We start from the raw sequence: 17,144 nt of genomic DNA, 5'->3' as shown, positions 1-17,144 counted from the left end.
CGACCTTGACGCGGCCTTGTGGTCTACCTACGTTCAGCCCTCGACATCTTGTGCGAGGAGGCTCTCATGGCCACGATTCCCGTCACCGACGCCACATTCGAATCCGAAGTCCGCAACTCCGACGTTCCCGTCGTGGTGGATTTCTGGGCGGAGTGGTGCGGCCCCTGCAAGCAGATCGGCCCGGCCCTCGAGGAGCTTTCGACCGAATACGGCGACAAGCTGAAGATCGTGAAGGTCAACGTCGACGAAAACCCGAACACCCCGGCCCAGATGGGCGTGCGCGGCATTCCGGCGCTGTTCGTCTTCAACGGCGGCCAGCCCGTCTCGTCCCGCGCCGGCGCGGCGCCGAAGGCAGCGCTGAAGAGCTGGATCGACAGCGCGATCTGAGCACTGGTCAGGACCGACAAGAGGGCGCCTTCGGGCGCCCTTTGCATTTCAGCGCCCCCCCGCCCATATCGGGGCCAGAAGGAGGCATCCCATGGCAGAGAACGACTTTCCCGGCTGGCACGGGACGACGATCATCGGTGTGCGCAAGGGTGGCGAGGTGGTCGTCGCCGGCGATGGCCAAGTGACCCTCGGCCAGACGGTCATCAAGGGCACGGCGACCAAGGTGCGCCGGCTCGCCCCCGGCGGCCGCGACGTGGTGGCGGGCTTCGCCGGCTCCACCGCCGATGCCTTCACGCTCTTGGAGCGGCTCGAGAAGAAGCTGGAGGCGACGCCCGGCCAGCTCGCCCGCGCCTCCGTCGAGCTGGCGAAGGACTGGCGGACCGACAAGTACCTGCAGAAGCTCGAGGCCATGCTGATCGTCACCGACGGGCGCGACCTCTTCGTCATCACCGGCGCCGGCGACGTGCTGGAGCCCGAACATGACGTCGCCGCCATCGGCTCCGGCGGCAATTACGCGCTGGCCGCGGCGCGGGCGCTGATCGACAGCGATCTTCCGGCGGAGGAGATCGCCCGCCGCGCCATGGGAATCGCTGCCGACATCTGCGTCTACACGAACGGCAATCTGACGGTGGAGCGCATCGCCGGTTGACGCTGCGGCAGAAATGTCGGTGCAAAAACGGGCGAAGGGGTGCGCAGGCCTGCAAATTGGCGCCTTTTCGCTGAGAAAGAGCAATTCGCCGCTATGCGAAACGATTGAATCCGTGTTACGGCAAGTCAAGTTCGCCAAACATGAGGGTATTCCCATGACGAAATTTCTGATTTCCGGCGTCTCCGCGCTTCTCATCTCCGCTCCGGCCTTTGCCGGTGGTCTCAACCCCTGCGGCTCCGCACAGTTCATGGGCTATGCTGCCGACGGCGTGACGCCGGTCTGCGGGATGGACGGTCAAGTGACCGCCCAGGTCGTTGTTCCTGCGGATGGCGACGGCAACGTCACCGCGTTCGGTCTGCCGCTGCCGCTGCTGCTTCTCGGCGGTGCCGGCGCTGCGGCGCTGCTCAGCGGCGCCCTCGGGGGTTCCCCGACCGACACCACGAACTAAGATCAACCCCGATTGCAGCCGGGATCGGCGCCGCTCCTCGCGAGCGGCGCCTTTCGCATGTCAGCAGCTGCGATAGCCCATGCGGATGAGCTCGCGGCCCGTCATGTGGCGCATGTTGACGCGCAGATAGCGCGCGTCGCGCATGAACCAGCTCCGCAAGGGCTCGCGGTAATAGCTCGCCATGATGTTCGACCAGCGCTCGAAGGTCTGCGGCGCTAGAGGCGCGCCGCGGTTGCTCGGGCCGTGGAAGCCGAAATTGGTGGTCGGCGAGACGCAGACATCCCCGGCGCCGAGGTAGAGCGTGCAGGCCGAATAGCAGATGTTTCCGCGGATCTCGACGCGCTGGCCGCTGGCCCGGAGCCGGTCGAGCAGTTGCACCCGGGTGGAGACGACACCGCCCCGGTCATCCCCGATGACGAGCGGCGGGTAGGATACCTGGGCTAGACCCGTTGTCGGCACGGCCAGCCCGCCGGCGGCCAGAAGGCAAAGGTTCACCAGAGCCGCCGCAGGGCTGCGGCGGAGCCAAGTCCAGATCGTCATGATTTTTACCCCTCAATAACACGCGCCGCTTTGCGGCCGGGGGCAATCAACCATGAAGGTCTTACGGGGCTCTTGAGGGCGGCATCTTAAGCAAAAACGCCGGAAATCGCCCGGGGCGTTAACCTTGCGCAAACGCCCGTTCAGTTCAACGCATCGGCCGCCGAGCTGATGAGCACCGGGAAGGCCTGCTGCAGCGCGCGGTTCCACCGGGTGATCGGCTGCTCCTCGATGAAGATGATGTCATCGGGGCGCATCTCGAAGCGCGTCGCCAGCGTCAGCGCCACGGCATTCGTCGCATCGAGATGCCAGGCCGTGACGGCGCCGAAATCGGCGGGGTCGGGCGAGGCGCGAAGCACGTAGATCTGACCCGGATTCCCCGTGGCCGTAGCGAAGCCGCCGTTGCCGTAGAGCACGTCGGCCAGCGAGCTTTGCTGATTCGGCGGCAGCGCCTGCCGCCCCTGGGCGGAGACCTCGCCGGCGAGATAGACATAGTCGAACTCAATGCCGCCGAGCTCCAGCTGCGCCTGGTAATTGCCCCGCATCTCGTTCAGCGCGGCGCGGCGGAGGCCGATCTCCGTCGCCAGCTCGTCCAGCGCAGCGTTGCGGGCGGAGCGTTCCAGCGTCGCGAGCTGGATCTCGTTCTGATAATAGCCGAGTGCGCGGTCGAGGTCGTAGCTGGTGTCGACAAAGACGGAATCTCCATCCGACAGCCGCAGGCTACGCAGCTCCGTGCGCGTGGTGTAATCGCTGACCGGGATCTCGTAGAGCGTGCCATCGCGATAGATGCGGATCACACCGAACTCCGGGTTCGGCACGGCGAGGCCACCCGCCGCCGTCAGCGCATCGTCGAGCGTCGGCAGGGTCAGGCCGACCGGCACGCGGGTCGCGCCACCGACGGCGCCGCCGACATTCACATGCTGCGAATTGAAGCCCGAGACTTCGAGGCTGAAGCTCGGGTCGATCCCGCCCTGGATGAAGCGGTCGAAGAGCCGGTTCTCGGCCTGTTCGATGGTCAGCCCGGCAATGTCGATGGCGCCGACCTCGGGGATGGTCACGCCGCCGTCGTCGCGCACGAGGTAATCCTGCTGGACGTTCTGCCCGGCGACATCGCTGGTCAGCGGGTTCAGCACATCCTCGCGCGAGCGGGTGGCGAGGCGCACCCGGTCGCCCACGCCGATCCGGTAGGGCGTATCCTCCGCCGAGGGCGGCGGGCGGAGCGACAGGGCGCCGGGCGCGAGGTCGGGCACCTGCGGGGCGTTCGGCAGCGCGCCGATGCCGCGCGGGGAGCCGCCGCCGGCCACCTGGCTGAAATAGGCGGGCAGGCTCCGAGGGGCATAGGGCTGGCGATTGGCGATGAGCACCGATTCGGGCGTCACCGGCAGGACGCGCACATCCACGCCGGGCATCTGGTCGCTGACAGTCGGGCTAATATAGGTGATGCCGCAGCCGGAAATGGTCAGGGCGCAGCCAAGCAGCGCGGCGCGCAGCGTCATCGAAATCACGGTCATGGGCCCCCCAAGGCTCGGTAGATCCGGAGTACCGGTAGCCGCTTGACGGTACTGCCGATTGTCCGAGACATCAAAAAAATCGTTACCCGATGAGGGCGGTTTTGTCTGCCCTGTGCTGAAGAAAGTGCAGCCCACCCGCCCCGATGAGCGCGGCGGACAGACATCCGGTGGCGAAGGCGCCGGTATCGATGGAGATCCGCCCCTCCGCCGCCTGCGGCTCGGGCACGATGACATGGCCGCGCACGACCCAGATACCGTCGGCGCGCGTCTCCTGCAGGAAGCTCGGGCTGCCCCAAAGACTGGCGCGCTCCGGCTGCTCGTCGATCGGCAGGCCAGGCTCGCCGCCGGCATGGATCACCGCGACATTGCCGCTGCGGAACAGCATCGGCCGCGCCGCGAGCCAGTCCAGCAGCTCCGGCCCCATCGCCTCGCGCAGCGCCGCCGCCGCCTCGCGCAGGGCCTCGGGCGCGGGCGCCAGCCCGAGCCCGCCGATCCCGAAGGAGGCGAGCGTCTGCAAGCCGCCATTCGCCAGCCAGCGCGGCCCCTCTGACCGCGGATGCTCGAGGAAGGCGAGCATCATCGCCTCGTGGTTGCCCATGAGCACCTCGGCGTCGAGCGTCCTGGCGCGGCGCAGCACCTCCGCCGACTGCTCGCCGCGATCGACGAGATCGCCGGCCAGCACGATGCGGTGATCCGGCGCCTCCTCCGCCAGACGCGCGAGAAGCCCGGCGAGCAGGCTGTCGCAGCCATGCACGTCGCCGATGACCGCCAGCGGCGCGTCAGGGGCGAGGGCAGCGGTGAAGGAGGCGGGCGCCGGGCGCCGGAAGCGGGAAATCAGTCGCGTCAACATGGCCGGTTCGGGCTTGGAACATCGCCGGAGGCTACCGCCCGGCCGCCCCCCTGGCCAGTCCCGGGGTTGGAAATTCCGCCCCGCGCCCCTAAGTCGCCCGCTGCAACCGGAGAGAATGATGTCAGACCTCACGCCGCGCGAAATCGTCTCGGAGCTCGATCGCTTCATCATCGGCCAGAAGGAGGCGAAGCGCGCCGTCGCGGTGGCGCTCCGTAGCCGCTGGCGGCGCAAGCAGCTTCCGCCCGAGCTGAGGGACGAGGTTTTCCCCAAGAATATCCTGATGATCGGCCCCACCGGCGTCGGCAAGACTGAGATCTCCCGCCGGCTCGCCAAGCTGGCGCGGGCGCCCTTCCTGAAGGTCGAGGCGACGAAATTCACCGAGGTCGGCTATGTCGGCCGCGATGTCGAGCAGATCATCCGCGATCTCGTCGATGCCGCGATCCTGACGACCCGCGAGCAGATGCGCGAAGACGTGAAGGCCCGCGCCCAGGCGGCGGCGGAGGAGCGGGTGATCTCGGCCATCGCCGGCGACGGCGCCCGCGACGGCACCCGCGAGATGTTCCGCAAGAAGCTCCGCGCCGGCGAGCTGGACGATCAGGTGATCGAGCTGGAGGTGGCCGACAGCGGCCCGGCGGGCGGCATGTTCGAGATCCCCGGCCAGCCGGGGATGATGGGCGGCGGCATGAACCTCGGCGACATCTTCGGCAAGGCCTTCGGCGGCCGCACGGTGACCAAGAAGCTGACGGTGCTCGAGAGCTATGACGTGCTCATTGCCGACGAGGCCGACAAGCTGCTCGACGACGAGGCGGTCAAGCGCGCGGCGCTGGAGGCGGTGGAGGAGAACGGCATCGTCTTCATCGACGAGATCGACAAGGTCTGCGCCAAGTCCGAAGGCGGCGCGCGCAGCGCGGATGTCTCCCGCGAGGGCGTGCAGCGCGACCTGCTGCCGCTGATCGAGGGCACGAACGTCTCCACCAAGCACGGGCCGGTCAGGACCGACCACATCCTCTTCATCGCCTCGGGCGCCTTCCATGTGGCGAAGCCGAGCGACCTGCTCCCCGAACTCCAGGGCCGCCTGCCGATCCGCGTCGAGCTCCGCGCCCTGACGGAGGAGGATTTCGTCCGCATCCTGACGGAGACGGACAATGCGCTGACGCGCCAGTACACGGCGCTGATGGGCACGGAGGCGGTGGAGGTGAGCTTCACCGAAGACGGCATCCACGCGCTCGCGCGGATCGCGGCGGAGGTGAACGAGAGCGTCGAGAACATCGGCGCCCGGCGGCTCTACACGATCATGGAGCGGGTCTTCGAAGAGCTGAGCTTCACCGCGCCGGACAAGGGCGGCGACAAGGTCGTGGTCGACGAAGCCTTCGTCGAAGAGAACGTCGGCGGGCTGGCGCGGAGCACGGATCTGAGCCGCTACGTACTCTGACCCCCTCACCGCGCCCTTTCAGGCGCGTCTCATAAACCCGCGCCCCCCAGTCTTTGCTCCCGAAAAATCCTCAGGGGGGATCTCGGGGGGCGCGAGGGCCCCCCGAGGCAGGGGGTCCGGGGGGCGGCAGCCCCCCCCACGCCCCCCAAACCGGCCCCCCCCTTCCCTTCCCCCCAAATCCGGCGCACCTAGCGCTTCATGACCTTCCTCTCCTTCCTGCGCACCAACTGGCTCTTCCTTCTCGCCGGGGTGCTCCTGTCCTTCTCGTCGTCCTACGGCCAGACTTTCTTCATCGCGCTCTTCTCCGACCAGATCCGGGCGGAGCTGTCCCTCACCCACGGCCAGTGGGGCGGGCTCTACACGATCGCCACCAGCGCCTCGGCGGCGCTGATGCTCTGGGCGGGGGCGCTGACGGACAGGTTTCGCATAAGGCGGCTTGCGGGGTTCGTCATGGCCGGGCTGGCGCTGGCCTGCGTGGCGATGGCGGGGGTCGCCTCCGTGCCGATGCTGGTTCTCACCATCTTCGCGCTGAGGTTCTTCGGGCAGGGGATGATGAGCCAACTCTCCACCGTCGCAATGGCGCGGTGGTTCGTGGCGACGCGGGGGCGGGCGCTGTCCATCGCCGCGATGGGCTTCGCGCTCGGGCAGGCGGTGCTGCCGATCAGCTTCGTCGCCCTCGCCGAAATCGCCCCGTGGCGCTGGCTCTGGGTGCTGGCGGCCGGGCTGGTGCTCATCGCCCTGCCAGTGGTCCAGCGGCTCCTGCGCGCCGAACGCACGCCACAGAGCTTCACCGATGCCGAGGTCTCCGCCGGGATCGGCGGGCGGCACTGGACGCGGGGAGAGATGCTCCGGCATCCGCTCTTCTGGTGCCTCGTGCCGCTCCTCCTCGGGCCGCCGGCCTGGGGGACGGTGCTGTGGTTCCAGCAGGTCGAGCTGGTGGCCGAGAAGGGCTGGACGCTGGCGGGCTTCGTCGCGCTCCTGCCGCTCTTCACGGCGGTGACGGTGGCGGTGACGCTGACCTCCGGCCTCGCCATCGACCGCTTCGGGCCGATGCGGATGCTGCGGCTCTTCCTCTTCCCCTTCGCCGCCGCCTTCGCGCTGATGGCCTGGGCGCCCAGCCTCGGGGCGGCGGCGCTGGCGCTTGTCGTCATGGCGCTCGGCCAGGGGATGGCGGGCACGGTCGTCTCCGCCTTCTGGGCGGAGGTCTACGGCACCCGCTTCATCGGCGCGATCAAGGCGGTCAATGCCGCGATCATGGTGCTGGGCAGCGCCCTCGGCCCCGGCATCTCCGGCGCGCTGCTCGACCGGGGCATCGGGATGGAGGTGCAGTTCATCGCCTTCGCGATCTACTTCGTCGTGGCGGCGGCGCTGGCCTGGGGGGCGCTGGCGCTCTTCGCGCGGCCCGCCCGTGTGCCCTCATCTGGGCCGGCGTAGGTAGACGTAATAGGCGCCCTCGCCGCCATGGCGCAGATGCGCCGGGCTGATCTGCAGCACGATGGCGCGGAGCGGCGGCAGGTTCAGCCAGTGCGGCACCTGATGGCGCAGCACCCCCTGGCGGACGGGCATGGGCGCCAGCTCGTCGCGGCGCTTGCCCTTGCCGGTGATGACCAGCACGAGCCGCCGCCCCTCCGCATGGGCGCTGAGCAGGAACGACGTGAGGTAGGGATGCGCCTCTGCCGCCGTCATGCCGTGCAGGTCGATCCGCGCATCGGGCCGGAGCTTGCCGCGGGTCAGGCGGCGGTGGGCCTTCACGTCCATCGCCGGCGGCGCGGCGCGGAGCGCCTCGGCCATGGAGGGGGCGAGGTCGTCCCTCATGGGCTTCGGCGCAGCCTTCTCGCCGAGGCGGAAGCCCAGGCGCGGCTGGTCCTGCCGCTCCGGTGCCGGCTCCGATCCCGGCTCGCGCACCGGCTTGGCGGGCGGCGTCGCCTCCGGCGCCTTCAGCGGCCCGCCCTTCGGGTGCAGCGGGTCCGCCTGGCGGGCGACACTCTCCCACAGCCGGCGCTCGTCCGGCGACAGGTGGCGGGGGCGGCGCATCAGCGGATCTCCGCGCCCGGGTCGGCGACGAGGGCATGGGCGAGCTGGATGGGCAGCAGCATCACCAGCCGCCCGCCGTCGCGGATGTTGCCGGCGACGCGGCCCGCCTCGCGGCCGGTGCCGGTGAAGATGTCGCCGCGCTGGGGCCCCTTGATCGCCGAGCCGGTGTCCTGCGCGATCATCAGTCGGCGGTGGGGCCGCGCGGCCGTCGTCTCGACCCAGACCGGCGCGCCGAGCGGCACGAAGGCCGGATCGACGGCGAGGCTGCGCATGGCGGTCACCGAGCGGTTCATGGCGCCGAGCGGGCCGGCGCTCGGCGGCACGTCATCCACCCGGCGGAAGAAGACATAGCTGTCGCTCTGGCGGAGGAGCTCGACCCCCTCCTCCGGATTGGCGCGCACCCAGGCGCGGATCGCCTCGAAAGAGACCTCATGCGGCTCGAAGAGCCCGCGGGCGACGAGGATCTGGCCGAGCGAGGTGTAATCCTGCCGGTTGGCGGCGGCATAGCCGAGCCGGGTGAGCGAGCCGTCGGGCAGGCGGATGCGGCCGGAGCCCTGGATCTGCAGGAAGAACGCATCCACCGGGTCGGCCACCCAGGCGAGCTCGAGCCCCCGCCCTTCGAGCACCCCGCTATCCTCGATCTCTCGCCGGGTCAGCCAGGGGCCGCTCTCCGGCAGCTCCGGCGGCGGGGCGTAGAGGGGAACGTGGTAATACTCCGACCGCCAGCGGTCGCCGCGCAGCTCGGGCTCGTAATAGCCGGTGAACATCGCCTCCGTGCCCTCCTCCGCGAGGAACACCGGCAGGAAGAACCGCTCGAAGAAGGCGCGCGGGTCCGGCCCGGTGCCGGCGAAGGCGCAGAGCACCTGCCAGTCGCGGCCTCGCATGTCGGCGCAGGTGGAGCGGAAGACGGCAAGCGCCGCGGCATGATCCTCCTCCGCCCAGCCGGGCAGCGCGTCGAAGGAGAGGATCTGCGCGGCGGGCCCGCCGGTGGCCACCGCGCTCGCGGAGCCGGGCGCCAGCATCAGCGCCAGCCCGGCCAGGGCGGCGCGGATCATTCGCCGGTGGCGACCAATTGCCAGTTGGGATCGGCGCTGGTCATGGTGCGGGCGAAGGTCCACAGGTTCTTCTGCCGGCGCCGCTCGGTCAGCGAGCCCTCGATGATGTCGCCGGCGCGGTCGCGGACGGCCCAGATCATTTCAGAGACGAAGCGCACGGTGACCTCGCCCTCGCCGGTCTCGGCATCGTATTCGGCCTCATCGAGGGCCAGCTCGTTCAGCCCCTCGAACTTCGCCTCGATCTGCAGCCCCTCGCGCTCGCGCTCCTCCACCGCCTCGGCGAAGGCGGCATAGACGTCGTCCGACAGGAACGGTTTGATGCTGGCGAGATCGCCATGCTCGAAGGCCATGAGGATCATCTCGTAGGCGCCGCGGGCGCCATGGAGGAACTCGCCGACGGAGAACGACGGGTCCGCCCGCTTCATCTCGGCCAAGGCCTTGGCAGAGATGGATTTCTCGGGGACGTGATCGGTAATGTCGCGATCGGGGCCGCCCTCGATCACCTCGAGATCCGGCCGCGGCCCGCGCCGTTCGGCCGGGCTCTCGAGGGTCGGTTTCTCGAAGCCGTCCCGGGTGCCGAGGACGCTGCGGAGCCGCAGAATCAGGAAGATGGCGATGCCGGCGAGCACCAGGAGTTGAAGGATGGGTCCATTCATCTGAAGGCGACTTTCCGCACGGCGGCGTTGCGATGTGGCGTACAGCCCCTATCTAGGGTCGACGAGCCGCCGAGTCCACCTCGCGGCCCGTCAAAACAAGGCCCCCGGCACGGACCGGCAGGCCGAGAGGAGGATCGCCATGTGGCTCTTAGCGGCCTTTATCGCCGTGCCCCTGATCGAGATCGCGCTCTTCGTGCAGGTCGGCGGCTTCATCGGCCTCTGGCCGACGCTCGCCATCGTGCTGGTGACGGCGATCCTCGGCACGCAGCTCGTCCGCCGCGAGGGCGCGCGGGCGATCGGCGATCTCAAGCGCAGTTTCAACGAGTTGCGCGATCCGTCCGAGCCGCTGGCCCATGGCGCGATGATCCTCGTCGCCGGGGCGCTGCTGCTCACACCCGGCTTTTTCACCGACGCCTGCGGCTTCGCGCTGCTGGTGCCGCCGGTCCGCCGGCAGGTCTATCGCTGGATCCGCAGCAAGGTCGTGGCGCAGACCTTCACCTATGGCAGCACCGGCGGGCAGCAGAGCTATCCCGATTCCGCGCGGCCAGCCCGCGAGGATGTGATCGATGCGGATTTCGAGGAGGTGACGCCCGGCAAGCGCCCGACGCACGAGCCCTCCGGCTGGACGCGGCACTGACGGGCGCCGCAGGGGGCCTCCGGGGGGCTCCAACAGGGCCATCCGGCGCTTTCGGTTGAGGCCCCTGCCCGCTCCTGTTAGTCAAACGCGAGTTTGACGACAGGAGCCTCACATGGCCGACACGCCCGATACCCCGGAGAATGGCAGCGCGGCCGGAAACGGCGCCGCCGCAACTCCCCCGCAGATCAGCCAGCGCGTGCTGGCGCAGTTCATCCGCGACATGTCCTTCGAGAACGTGCTCGCCCAGAAGGGCGCGCCGGAAAATCCGCAGCCCGAGGTCTCGATCCAGGTGAACCTCGACGCCAAGAAGCGCGGCGAGGAGACCTATGAGGTCTCGACCAAGCTGAAGGTCACCTCCAAGGCCAAGGGCCAGGAGGCGGTGCTCTTCCTGATGGAGCTGGATTACGCCGGCGTCTTCGAGATCAAGGGCGTGCCGCAGGAGCAGCTCCATGCCTACCTGCTGATCGAATGCCCGCGGATGACCTTCCCCTTCGTGCGCCGGATCGTTGCCGACACGACGCGCGACGGCGGCTTCCCGCAGGTGAACCTCGAGCCGATCGACTTCGTGGCGCTCTACCGCGCCGACATGGCCCGCCGCCTGCAGGCGCAGCGCGAGTCGCAGGTCGAGGCCGAGGTGGACACGAGCGAGCCGAAGCCCTCTGACGCTTGACCCCCGGGCGGCTGACTAGGGCCGGCGCTCAGGCTTTGAGCCAGAGCGCCGCCTCCCCCAGCTTTTCGACGAAGGCGGCATGGGCCGCCTCTTCCGCCGCGGTGATCCGGGGCAGCAGAGCCACGGGACGGGGCTCCGGCCGCCAGGCCGGGGCGGCGCCGGGGCCGCCTTGCGAGGCCGGGCCGCCGAGCGCGAAATCCGGCTGCCGCCCGCCGATCAACTCCAGATAGACCTCCGCCAGGATCTCTGAATCGAGCAGCGCCCCGTGCAGGGTGCGCGCCGAATTGTCGATGCCGAAGCGGCGGCAGAGCGCGTCGAGCGAGGCGGGCGAGCCGGGGAAGCGGCGGCGGGCGATGGCGACGGTGTCGATGGCCTGATCCATCGGCAGCGTCGGCTTGCCGGCCCAGCGCAGTTCGGCATTGAGGAATTTCATGTCGAAGCCGGCATTGTGGATGACCAGCTTGGCATCGCCCACGAAGGCGAGGAATTCATCCGCCAGATCGGCGAAGAGCGGCTTGTCGGAGAGGAACTCCTCCGACAGGCCGTGCACCTCGAACGCCTCCTGCGGCATGTCGCGCTGCGGGTTCAGGTATTTGTGGAAGGTCCGCCCGGTGGGCAGGTGGCCGGAAAGCTCGACGGCGCCGATCTCGACGATGCGGTCGCCGGATTCCGGCTCGAAGCCGGTGGTTTCGGTGTCGAGGACGATTTCACGCATGGGATGTGACCTCCGCAAGGATGGCGCGGACCTGGGCGCGGGCATGGTCCATCGTGTCGGTGACCACCGTGTAATCGGCTCGCAGGCGCTTGTCCTCGTCCGGCATCTGGCGGGCGAGGATGGCGGCGAGCTTCTCCTCGGTCATGCCTGGCCGGGCGAGGACGCGGGCGCGCTGCATGGCGGGCGGGCAGGTGGTGACGATGATGGCGGCGAAGAGCCGCTCGAGCCCCGTCTCGAAGAGAAGCGGGATGTCGCAGAGCGTCACCGGCGCGCTGGCGCTGGCGAGGAAGGCCTCCCGGTCGGCGGCGACGAGCGGATGGATGAGGGATTCCAGGAGCTTGAGCGCGTCCGGGTCAGCCGTGACGAGGGCGGAGAGGGCAGGGCGGTCGATGCCGCCTTCCGCCGTCACGGCGCCCGGGAAATGGGGTTTCAGCGCAGCGGCGGCGGGGCCGCCGGGGGCGTAGAGCCGGTGGACGGCGGCGTCGGCATCCCAGGTGGCGACGCCCTCGGCCTCGAACATCTCGCGGGTCGTGCTCTTGCCGGTGCCGATGGAGCCGGTGAGGCCGAGCGCGATCATGCCCCGAGCGCGGCGGCGCGGGCCGCCTCGTCCACCGCCGGCTTGACGCCGAACCAGCGCTCGAAGCCCGGCACGGCCTGGTGCAGGAGCATCCCCAGCCCGTCCACCGCCGTGGCCCCGGCGGCGCGCGCCTCGCGGAGGAGCCGCGTCTCGAGCGGCTGGTAGACGAGATCGGTCACCAGCTTGCCGGGGGTGAGCCCGTCGAGCGGCACGCGCAGCTCCGGGCAGCCCTCCATGCCCAGCGAGGTGCAATTGACGATGGTCTGTGCATCCTCGACGGCATTGCCGGCCTGCACCCAGTCTACCACGTTGATCTTGCTTCCGAATTCCTGCTTCAGCGCCTCGGCCTTGGGGCGGGTGCGGTTGGAGAGGAAGATCTCTGACGCGCCATCCTCGATGAGGGCGCCGATCACCGCGCGGGCGGCGCCGCCGGCGCCGAGGACAGCGCAGGGCCCGTTCGCCGCCGTCCAGTCCGGCGCGTGCTGGCGGATGTTGGCGAGAAAGCCGGTGCCGTCGGTATTGTCGGCATGGATGCCGCCGTCGGCCCGGAAGATCAGCGTGTTCGCGGCGCCGAGCAGCGTCGCGCGGTCGGAGATATGATCGGCAATCTCGAGGACGGCGACCTTGTGCGGGATCGTGACGTTGCAGCCCACGAAGCCCATCTTCGGCATGGTCCGCAGGACGGCTTCGAGGTTTTCCTCCGCCACGGGCAGGGCGACGTAATCGCCCTTGATGCCATAGGTCTTCAGCCAGTGGCGGTGCAACTGGGGCGAGCGGGAATGGCCGATGGGCCAGCCGAGAACACCGGCGAGAGGGTAACTGGTCATGCCGGGAATCTTCCGCGAAGGCGCAGATATGACAAGAGGGGCAGAAGCGGCAGGCCGAGGATGGTGGCATGGTCGCCCGTGATGTCGGAGAAGAGCGCGAGACCCTCCTCCTCGATCTTGTAGCCGCCGACGCTGTCGGCCGTGCCGGGCCAGGTGCGGGCGAGGTAGGCCTCGATCTCTTCCGGCGTGAGGGCGTGCATCGTCAGCCGCGCCCGGGTGATGTGGCGCCAGACGGGGGCGGAATCCTCATAGAGGACGGCGGCGGAGAGGAGCTCGTGGGTCTGGCCGGAGAGGCGGGCGAGCTGGGCGGCGGCGTCCTCGCGGCTTTCGGGCTTGGAGAGGATCTCGCCGACCAGCACCAGCACCTGATCGGAGCCGAGGACGAGGCGGCCGGGATGGCGGCCGGCGGCCTTGCGCGCCTTGGCCTCGGCCAGCGCATCGGCGATGTCGCGGGGCGGGGCGCCCTCGGCCGCGAGGGCGGCGCGGATCGCCGCCTCGTCGACGCGGGCCGGGTGCGGCTCGAACGGCAGGCCGACCTGGGCGAGGAGCCGGGCGCGGGTGGCGGAGCCGGAGGCGAGGATCAGGGCTGTGGACAGCATAGGGGACAAGCCGGGGAACGGACGGTGGGTGGAGCGCCTGAATGCCACGAGGGGCGGGATTTGCCCATGGGCTTGACGCGGATCCGGGTCAGACGAGGCCCGAGTCCCCCACGGTGGATCTTAACAAGTCGCGGCTGTGGGGGACTCGGCGGCGCCACTGGCGCGCCGGCGAAGTCAATGCTGCAGAGGTGGCGACAGCTGATCAAATAATGTTTTGAAATCAATGGCTTGTTGAGTTCACGATTCGTTTAACTCTGATCCCGCGGCTGTGGACGCCTGTGGGTAACTCTGCGGAGAAGTTTTGAGACCCGACTTGTCCACACCCCTACATCAACCACGTCTTTTCTTTTTCTTTATTCTTTGATTAGGGGGAGAGATCAGCTCGGGGGACCTGCCATGATCGGGGATTTTCTCACCTTTGCTTATCCGACGGTGAAGTCGCTCCATGTCATCGCCATGGTCGCCTGGATGGCTGGCATGTTCTATCTGCCTCGGCTCTTCGTCTATCACGCAGAGCAGGCGGCAGGAGAGCCGAAGCTCGAGAGCACCTTCCGCACGATGGAGCGCAGGCTCCTCAGGGCCATCATGAACCCGGCGATGATCGCCACCTGGATCTTCGGGCTCATGCTCGTCTTCACGCCCGGGGTGGTCGACTGGCATCAGGGCTGGCCCTGGGGCAAGGCCCTGGGGGTGCTCGGCATGAGCGGCGTCCACGGTTGGCTGTCGAAGCAGCGCAAGGCCTTCGAGGCGGGGACGAATACGGTGAGCGGGCGGACCTACCGGATGGTCAACGAGATCCCGACCGTGCTTCTGATCCTCATCGTCGTGATGGTCATCGCCCGGCCGTTCTGACGGGTCCACCGAGGCAGCGATTGACTTGGGGGACACCTGTCCCTATCTGAGGGGTCGCCGCCCCGTCCGGGGCGATGCACCATCCATTCCTTTTCGACAGATGCGGGACCGCCCCGCCTCAGCACGAGTGTATTCATGCTTGAAGAGCGCCTGAACCTTGCCGACCTGAAGGCCCAGAGCCCGAAAGACCTCCTCGCCCTCGCCGAGGAGCTGGAGATCGAGAACGCCTCCACCATGCGCAAGGGCGACATGATGTTCGCCATCCTCAAGGAGCGCGCCGAGGACGATTGGGTCATCGGCGGCGACGGGGTGCTCGAGGTGCTGCAGGACGGCTTCGGCTTCCTGAGGAGCCCCGAGGCGAACTACCTGCCGGGGCCGGATGACATCTATGTCTCGCCGGACATGATCCGCCAGTATTCGCTCAGGACCGGCGATACCGTCGAGGGCGTCATCGCCGAGCCTGGCGAGAACGAGCGGTATTTCGCGCTGACCAGCGTCGAGAGCATCAATTTCGAGGACCCGGAACGGGCGCGGCACAAGGTGGCGTTCGACAACCTGACGCCGCTCTATCCCGACCAGCGCCTGAAGATGGAGATCGAGGAGGACGCGACCAACAAGGATCGCTCTGCTCGGATCATCGACCTGGTGGCGCCGATCGGGAAGGGCCAGCGGGGCCTGATCGTCGCGCCGCCGCGGACCGGCAAGACGGTGCTTCTGCAGAACATCGCGCGATCGATCGAGGTGAACCACCCGGAGGCCTATCTCATCGTGCTGCTCATCGACGAGCGGCCGGAGGAGGTGACGGACATGCAGCGCTCGGTGAAGGGGGAGGTCGTCTCGTCGACCTTCGACGAGCCGGCGGCGCGGCACGTGGCGGTCTCCGAAATGGTCATCGAGAAGGCCAAGCGGCTGGTGGAGCACAAGCGGGACGTGGTGATCCTGCTCGATTCGATCACGCGCCTCGGGCGGGCCTTCAACACGACGGTGCCGTCCTCGGGCAAGGTGCTGACCGGCGGTGTGGATGCCAATGCGCTCCAGCGGCCGAAGCGCTTCTTCGGCGCGGCGCGGAACATCGAGGAGGGCGGCTCGCTGACGATCATCGCGACCGCGCTGATCGACACCGGCAGCCGGATGGACGAGGTGATCTTCGAGGAGTTCAAGGGCACCGGCAACAGCGAGATCGTGCTCGACCGAAAGGTGGCCGACAAGCGGGTCTTCCCGGCGATGGACATCCTCAAGTCCGGTACGCGGAAGGAAGATCTGCTGGTCGACAAGGCGGATCTGTCGAAGATGTATGTCCTCCGGCGGATCCTCAACCCGATGGGCACGACGGATGCCATCGAGTTCCTCATCGGCAAGTTGAAGCAGACGAAGACGAACAGCGACTTCTTCGACTCGATGAACACTTGATTTCCCTTATCTGACAATGAGATAGGCGATGGATACCATCTTCGCCACGGCCACCGCCCCCGGGAAAGCCGGTGTGGCGGTGGTGCGCGTTTCGGGGCCTGGCGCGCTTGCGGCCGGCGAGGCTTTGGCCGGGCCGCTGCCGGCGCACGGGCGGCGGCTGGCGCGGCTCGTCGGGCCGGCGGGGCTGATCGACGAGGCGCTGGTGCTGACCTTCGAAGCCGGGCGGAGCTTCACCGGCGAGGCGGTGGTGGAGGTGCAGGTCCATGGCTCCCGCGCTGTGGTGGCGGCGGTGCTGGAGGCGCTGGCGGGGCAGGGCCTGCGGCCGGCGGAGGCGGGGGAGTTCACTCGGCGGGCGCTGGAGAACGGGCGGCTGGACCTCGCGCAGGTCGAGGGGCTCGCCGATCTGATTGAGGCGGAGACGGAGGCGCAGCGGCGCCAGGCGGTGCGGGTGCTGGCCGGGGCGCTCGGCGAGAAGGCGGCGGGCTGGCGGGTGGCGCTGGTCCGGGCGGCGGCGCTGATCGAGGCAACGATCGACTTCGCCGACGAGGAGGTGCCGGTCGATGTGGCGCCCGAGGTGCTGGAGCTGATCGGCCGGGTGCTGCCGGAGCTGCGGGGCGAGGTTGCGGGCTACGGGGCGGCGGAGCGGCTGCGTGAGGGGTTCGAGGTGGCCATCGTCGGCCGGCCGAACGCGGGGAAATCGACGCTTCTGAACGCTATGGCGCGGCGCGAGGCAGCGATCACCTCGCGGGTGGCGGGGACGACGCGGGACGTCATCGAGGTGCGGATGGAGATCGCCGGCCTGCCGGTGACACTCCTTGATACCGCCGGGCTGCGCGAGGCGGAGGACGAGGTCGAGCGGATCGGCGTCGAGCGGGCCTTGCAGCGGGCGGAGGCCGCCGATCTGCGGGTGATCCTCCTCGATGGCGAGGACCTGCCGCTGATGGCGCCACGCGAGGGGGACCTGACGGTGCGCGGCAAGGCGGACCTCGGGGAGGGGGAGGTTTCCGGACTCACGGGGCAGGGGGTGAGCGCGCTTCTGGAGCAGATCGGGGCTCGGCTCGCGGAGCGGAGCGCCGGGGCGGCGACGATCCACCGGCAGCGGCAGTTGCGGGCGGTCGAAGCGGCCGTAGGGGCTTTGGAATCGGCGGAAGCTGAGGTAAGAGCGGGGTCCGACCGGGCCGAACTCGCGGCGGAGCGGCTCCGCGAAGCGACGCGGGCGCTAGACATGCTTATCGGTCGGGTGGGCGTCGAAAATCTGCTGGATGAGATCTTCTCGAGCTTCTGCATCGGGAAGTAGG

At 68.9% G+C, this 17,144-nt stretch carries 20 protein-coding genes; 10 read left to right on the top strand and 10 right to left on the bottom strand.

All coding sequences use genetic code 11. From position 1 onward, the window contains the following. Positions 1–66: 66 nt before the first annotated feature. From trxA to ACAZ03_RS00400, 3 genes are all read left to right on the top strand, one after another. Complete coding sequence (gene trxA, locus ACAZ03_RS00410; RefSeq protein ID WP_373355358.1) at positions 67–387, top strand: thioredoxin; 321 nt, start codon at positions 67–69, stop codon at positions 385–387. A 91-nt stretch (positions 388–478) separates the two neighbouring features. After that, the gene (hslV, locus tag ACAZ03_RS00405; protein ID WP_373355357.1) at positions 479–1,036 is read left to right on the top strand and encodes an ATP-dependent protease subunit HslV; all 558 of its coding nucleotides are present in this window, start codon (positions 479–481) and stop codon (positions 1,034–1,036) included. A gap of 154 nt (positions 1,037–1,190) precedes the next feature. Further along, on the top strand, positions 1,191–1,484 hold the full coding sequence (locus ACAZ03_RS00400) for a hypothetical protein (protein ID WP_373355356.1): 294 nt from the start codon (positions 1,191–1,193) through the stop codon (positions 1,482–1,484). Positions 1,485–1,544: 60 nt separating this feature from the next. Here ACAZ03_RS00400 and ACAZ03_RS00395 read toward each other — a convergent pair whose 3' ends face one another. The 3 genes from ACAZ03_RS00395 to ACAZ03_RS00385 form a co-directional block, all read right to left on the bottom strand. Further along, positions 1,545–2,024, bottom strand: coding sequence for a hypothetical protein (locus ACAZ03_RS00395; protein WP_373355355.1), 480 nt, complete (start codon positions 2,022–2,024; stop codon positions 1,545–1,547). A 140-nt stretch (positions 2,025–2,164) separates the two neighbouring features. Continuing rightward, positions 2,165–3,532: a polysaccharide biosynthesis/export family protein gene (locus ACAZ03_RS00390; protein ID WP_373355354.1), complete on the bottom strand. Its 1,368-nt coding sequence runs from the start codon at positions 3,530–3,532 to the stop codon at positions 2,165–2,167. Between the two features lie 82 nt (positions 3,533–3,614). Then, the gene (locus ACAZ03_RS00385; protein WP_373355353.1) at positions 3,615–4,382 is read right to left on the bottom strand and encodes a metallophosphoesterase; all 768 of its coding nucleotides are present in this window, start codon (positions 4,380–4,382) and stop codon (positions 3,615–3,617) included. Between the two features lie 118 nt (positions 4,383–4,500). Between ACAZ03_RS00385 and hslU the strand changes: the two genes are divergently transcribed. Both hslU and ACAZ03_RS00375 read left to right on the top strand, forming a co-directional pair. Then, positions 4,501–5,814, top strand: a complete 1,314-nt coding sequence (gene hslU, locus ACAZ03_RS00380; protein ID WP_373355352.1) for an ATP-dependent protease ATPase subunit HslU — start codon at positions 4,501–4,503, stop codon at positions 5,812–5,814. A 198-nt stretch (positions 5,815–6,012) separates the two neighbouring features. Further along, positions 6,013–7,248, top strand: a complete 1,236-nt coding sequence (locus ACAZ03_RS00375; protein ID WP_373355351.1) for an MFS transporter — start codon at positions 6,013–6,015, stop codon at positions 7,246–7,248. Here the strand turns inward: ACAZ03_RS00375 and ACAZ03_RS00370 are convergent. Genes ACAZ03_RS00370 through ACAZ03_RS00360 form a run of 3 tightly spaced genes read right to left on the bottom strand, consistent with a single transcriptional unit; the run spans position 7,231 to position 9,559 of the window. Further along, the gene (locus ACAZ03_RS00370; RefSeq protein ID WP_373355350.1) at positions 7,231–7,848 is read right to left on the bottom strand and encodes a Smr/MutS family protein; all 618 of its coding nucleotides are present in this window, start codon (positions 7,846–7,848) and stop codon (positions 7,231–7,233) included. The genes ACAZ03_RS00375 and ACAZ03_RS00370 overlap by 18 nt on opposite strands. Further along, positions 7,848–8,903: a murein transglycosylase A gene (locus tag ACAZ03_RS00365; protein WP_373355349.1), complete on the bottom strand. Its 1,056-nt coding sequence runs from the start codon at positions 8,901–8,903 to the stop codon at positions 7,848–7,850. Before ACAZ03_RS00365 ends, ACAZ03_RS00370 begins: the two co-directional genes overlap by 1 nt. Then, positions 8,900–9,559, bottom strand: coding sequence for a Tim44/TimA family putative adaptor protein (locus ACAZ03_RS00360; protein WP_373355348.1), 660 nt, complete (start codon positions 9,557–9,559; stop codon positions 8,900–8,902). The genes ACAZ03_RS00365 and ACAZ03_RS00360 overlap by 4 nt, the downstream gene beginning before the upstream one ends. Positions 9,560–9,698: 139 nt before the next feature. Here ACAZ03_RS00360 and ACAZ03_RS00355 point away from each other — a divergent pair, with 139 nt between their 5' ends. After that, positions 9,699–10,196 (top strand): FxsA family protein, encoded by a 498-nt coding sequence (locus ACAZ03_RS00355; protein WP_373355347.1) that lies wholly within the window; start codon positions 9,699–9,701, stop codon positions 10,194–10,196. 112 nt (positions 10,197–10,308) lie between these two features. Then, positions 10,309–10,866: a protein-export chaperone SecB gene (secB, locus tag ACAZ03_RS00350; protein ID WP_373355346.1), complete on the top strand. Its 558-nt coding sequence runs from the start codon at positions 10,309–10,311 to the stop codon at positions 10,864–10,866. A gap of 28 nt (positions 10,867–10,894) precedes the next feature. Here secB and dnaQ read toward each other — a convergent pair whose 3' ends face one another. From dnaQ to ACAZ03_RS00330, 4 genes are read right to left on the bottom strand one after another with little or no spacing between them, the layout of a single operon-like run. Next, positions 10,895–11,581: a DNA polymerase III subunit epsilon gene (dnaQ, locus tag ACAZ03_RS00345; protein ID WP_373355345.1), complete on the bottom strand. Its 687-nt coding sequence runs from the start codon at positions 11,579–11,581 to the stop codon at positions 10,895–10,897. Further along, positions 11,574–12,158 (bottom strand): dephospho-CoA kinase, encoded by a 585-nt coding sequence (coaE, locus tag ACAZ03_RS00340; RefSeq protein ID WP_373355344.1) that lies wholly within the window; start codon positions 12,156–12,158, stop codon positions 11,574–11,576. Before coaE ends, dnaQ begins: the two co-directional genes overlap by 8 nt. Beyond that, complete coding sequence (locus tag ACAZ03_RS00335; RefSeq protein ID WP_373355343.1) at positions 12,155–12,985, bottom strand: shikimate dehydrogenase; 831 nt, start codon at positions 12,983–12,985, stop codon at positions 12,155–12,157. Before ACAZ03_RS00335 ends, coaE begins: the two co-directional genes overlap by 4 nt. Continuing rightward, complete coding sequence (locus ACAZ03_RS00330; RefSeq protein WP_373357012.1) at positions 12,982–13,581, bottom strand: nucleoside triphosphate pyrophosphatase; 600 nt, start codon at positions 13,579–13,581, stop codon at positions 12,982–12,984. Before ACAZ03_RS00330 ends, ACAZ03_RS00335 begins: the two co-directional genes overlap by 4 nt. Positions 13,582–13,980: 399 nt before the next feature. Here ACAZ03_RS00330 and hemJ point away from each other — a divergent pair, with 399 nt between their 5' ends. From hemJ to mnmE, 3 genes are all read left to right on the top strand, one after another. Continuing rightward, positions 13,981–14,436: a protoporphyrinogen oxidase HemJ gene (gene hemJ, locus ACAZ03_RS00325; protein ID WP_373355342.1), complete on the top strand. Its 456-nt coding sequence runs from the start codon at positions 13,981–13,983 to the stop codon at positions 14,434–14,436. Between the two features lie 135 nt (positions 14,437–14,571). Then, a complete protein-coding gene (gene rho, locus ACAZ03_RS00320; RefSeq protein WP_373355341.1) occupies positions 14,572–15,846 on the top strand; it encodes a transcription termination factor Rho in 1,275 nt (424 codons plus the stop codon). 28 nt (positions 15,847–15,874) lie between these two features. Beyond that, positions 15,875–17,143: a tRNA uridine-5-carboxymethylaminomethyl(34) synthesis GTPase MnmE gene (gene mnmE / locus ACAZ03_RS00315; protein ID WP_373355340.1), complete on the top strand. Its 1,269-nt coding sequence runs from the start codon at positions 15,875–15,877 to the stop codon at positions 17,141–17,143. Position 17,144: the final 1 nt, after the last annotated feature.

Origin of the sequence: Pseudoroseicyclus sp. CXY001, assembly GCF_041714655.1 — a bacterium.
GTDB lineage: Bacteria > Pseudomonadota > Alphaproteobacteria > Rhodobacterales > Rhodobacteraceae > Pseudoroseicyclus_A.
Note: the sequence above shows the minus strand (reverse complement) of the source record. Positions and strands in the feature narration are given on the sequence as shown.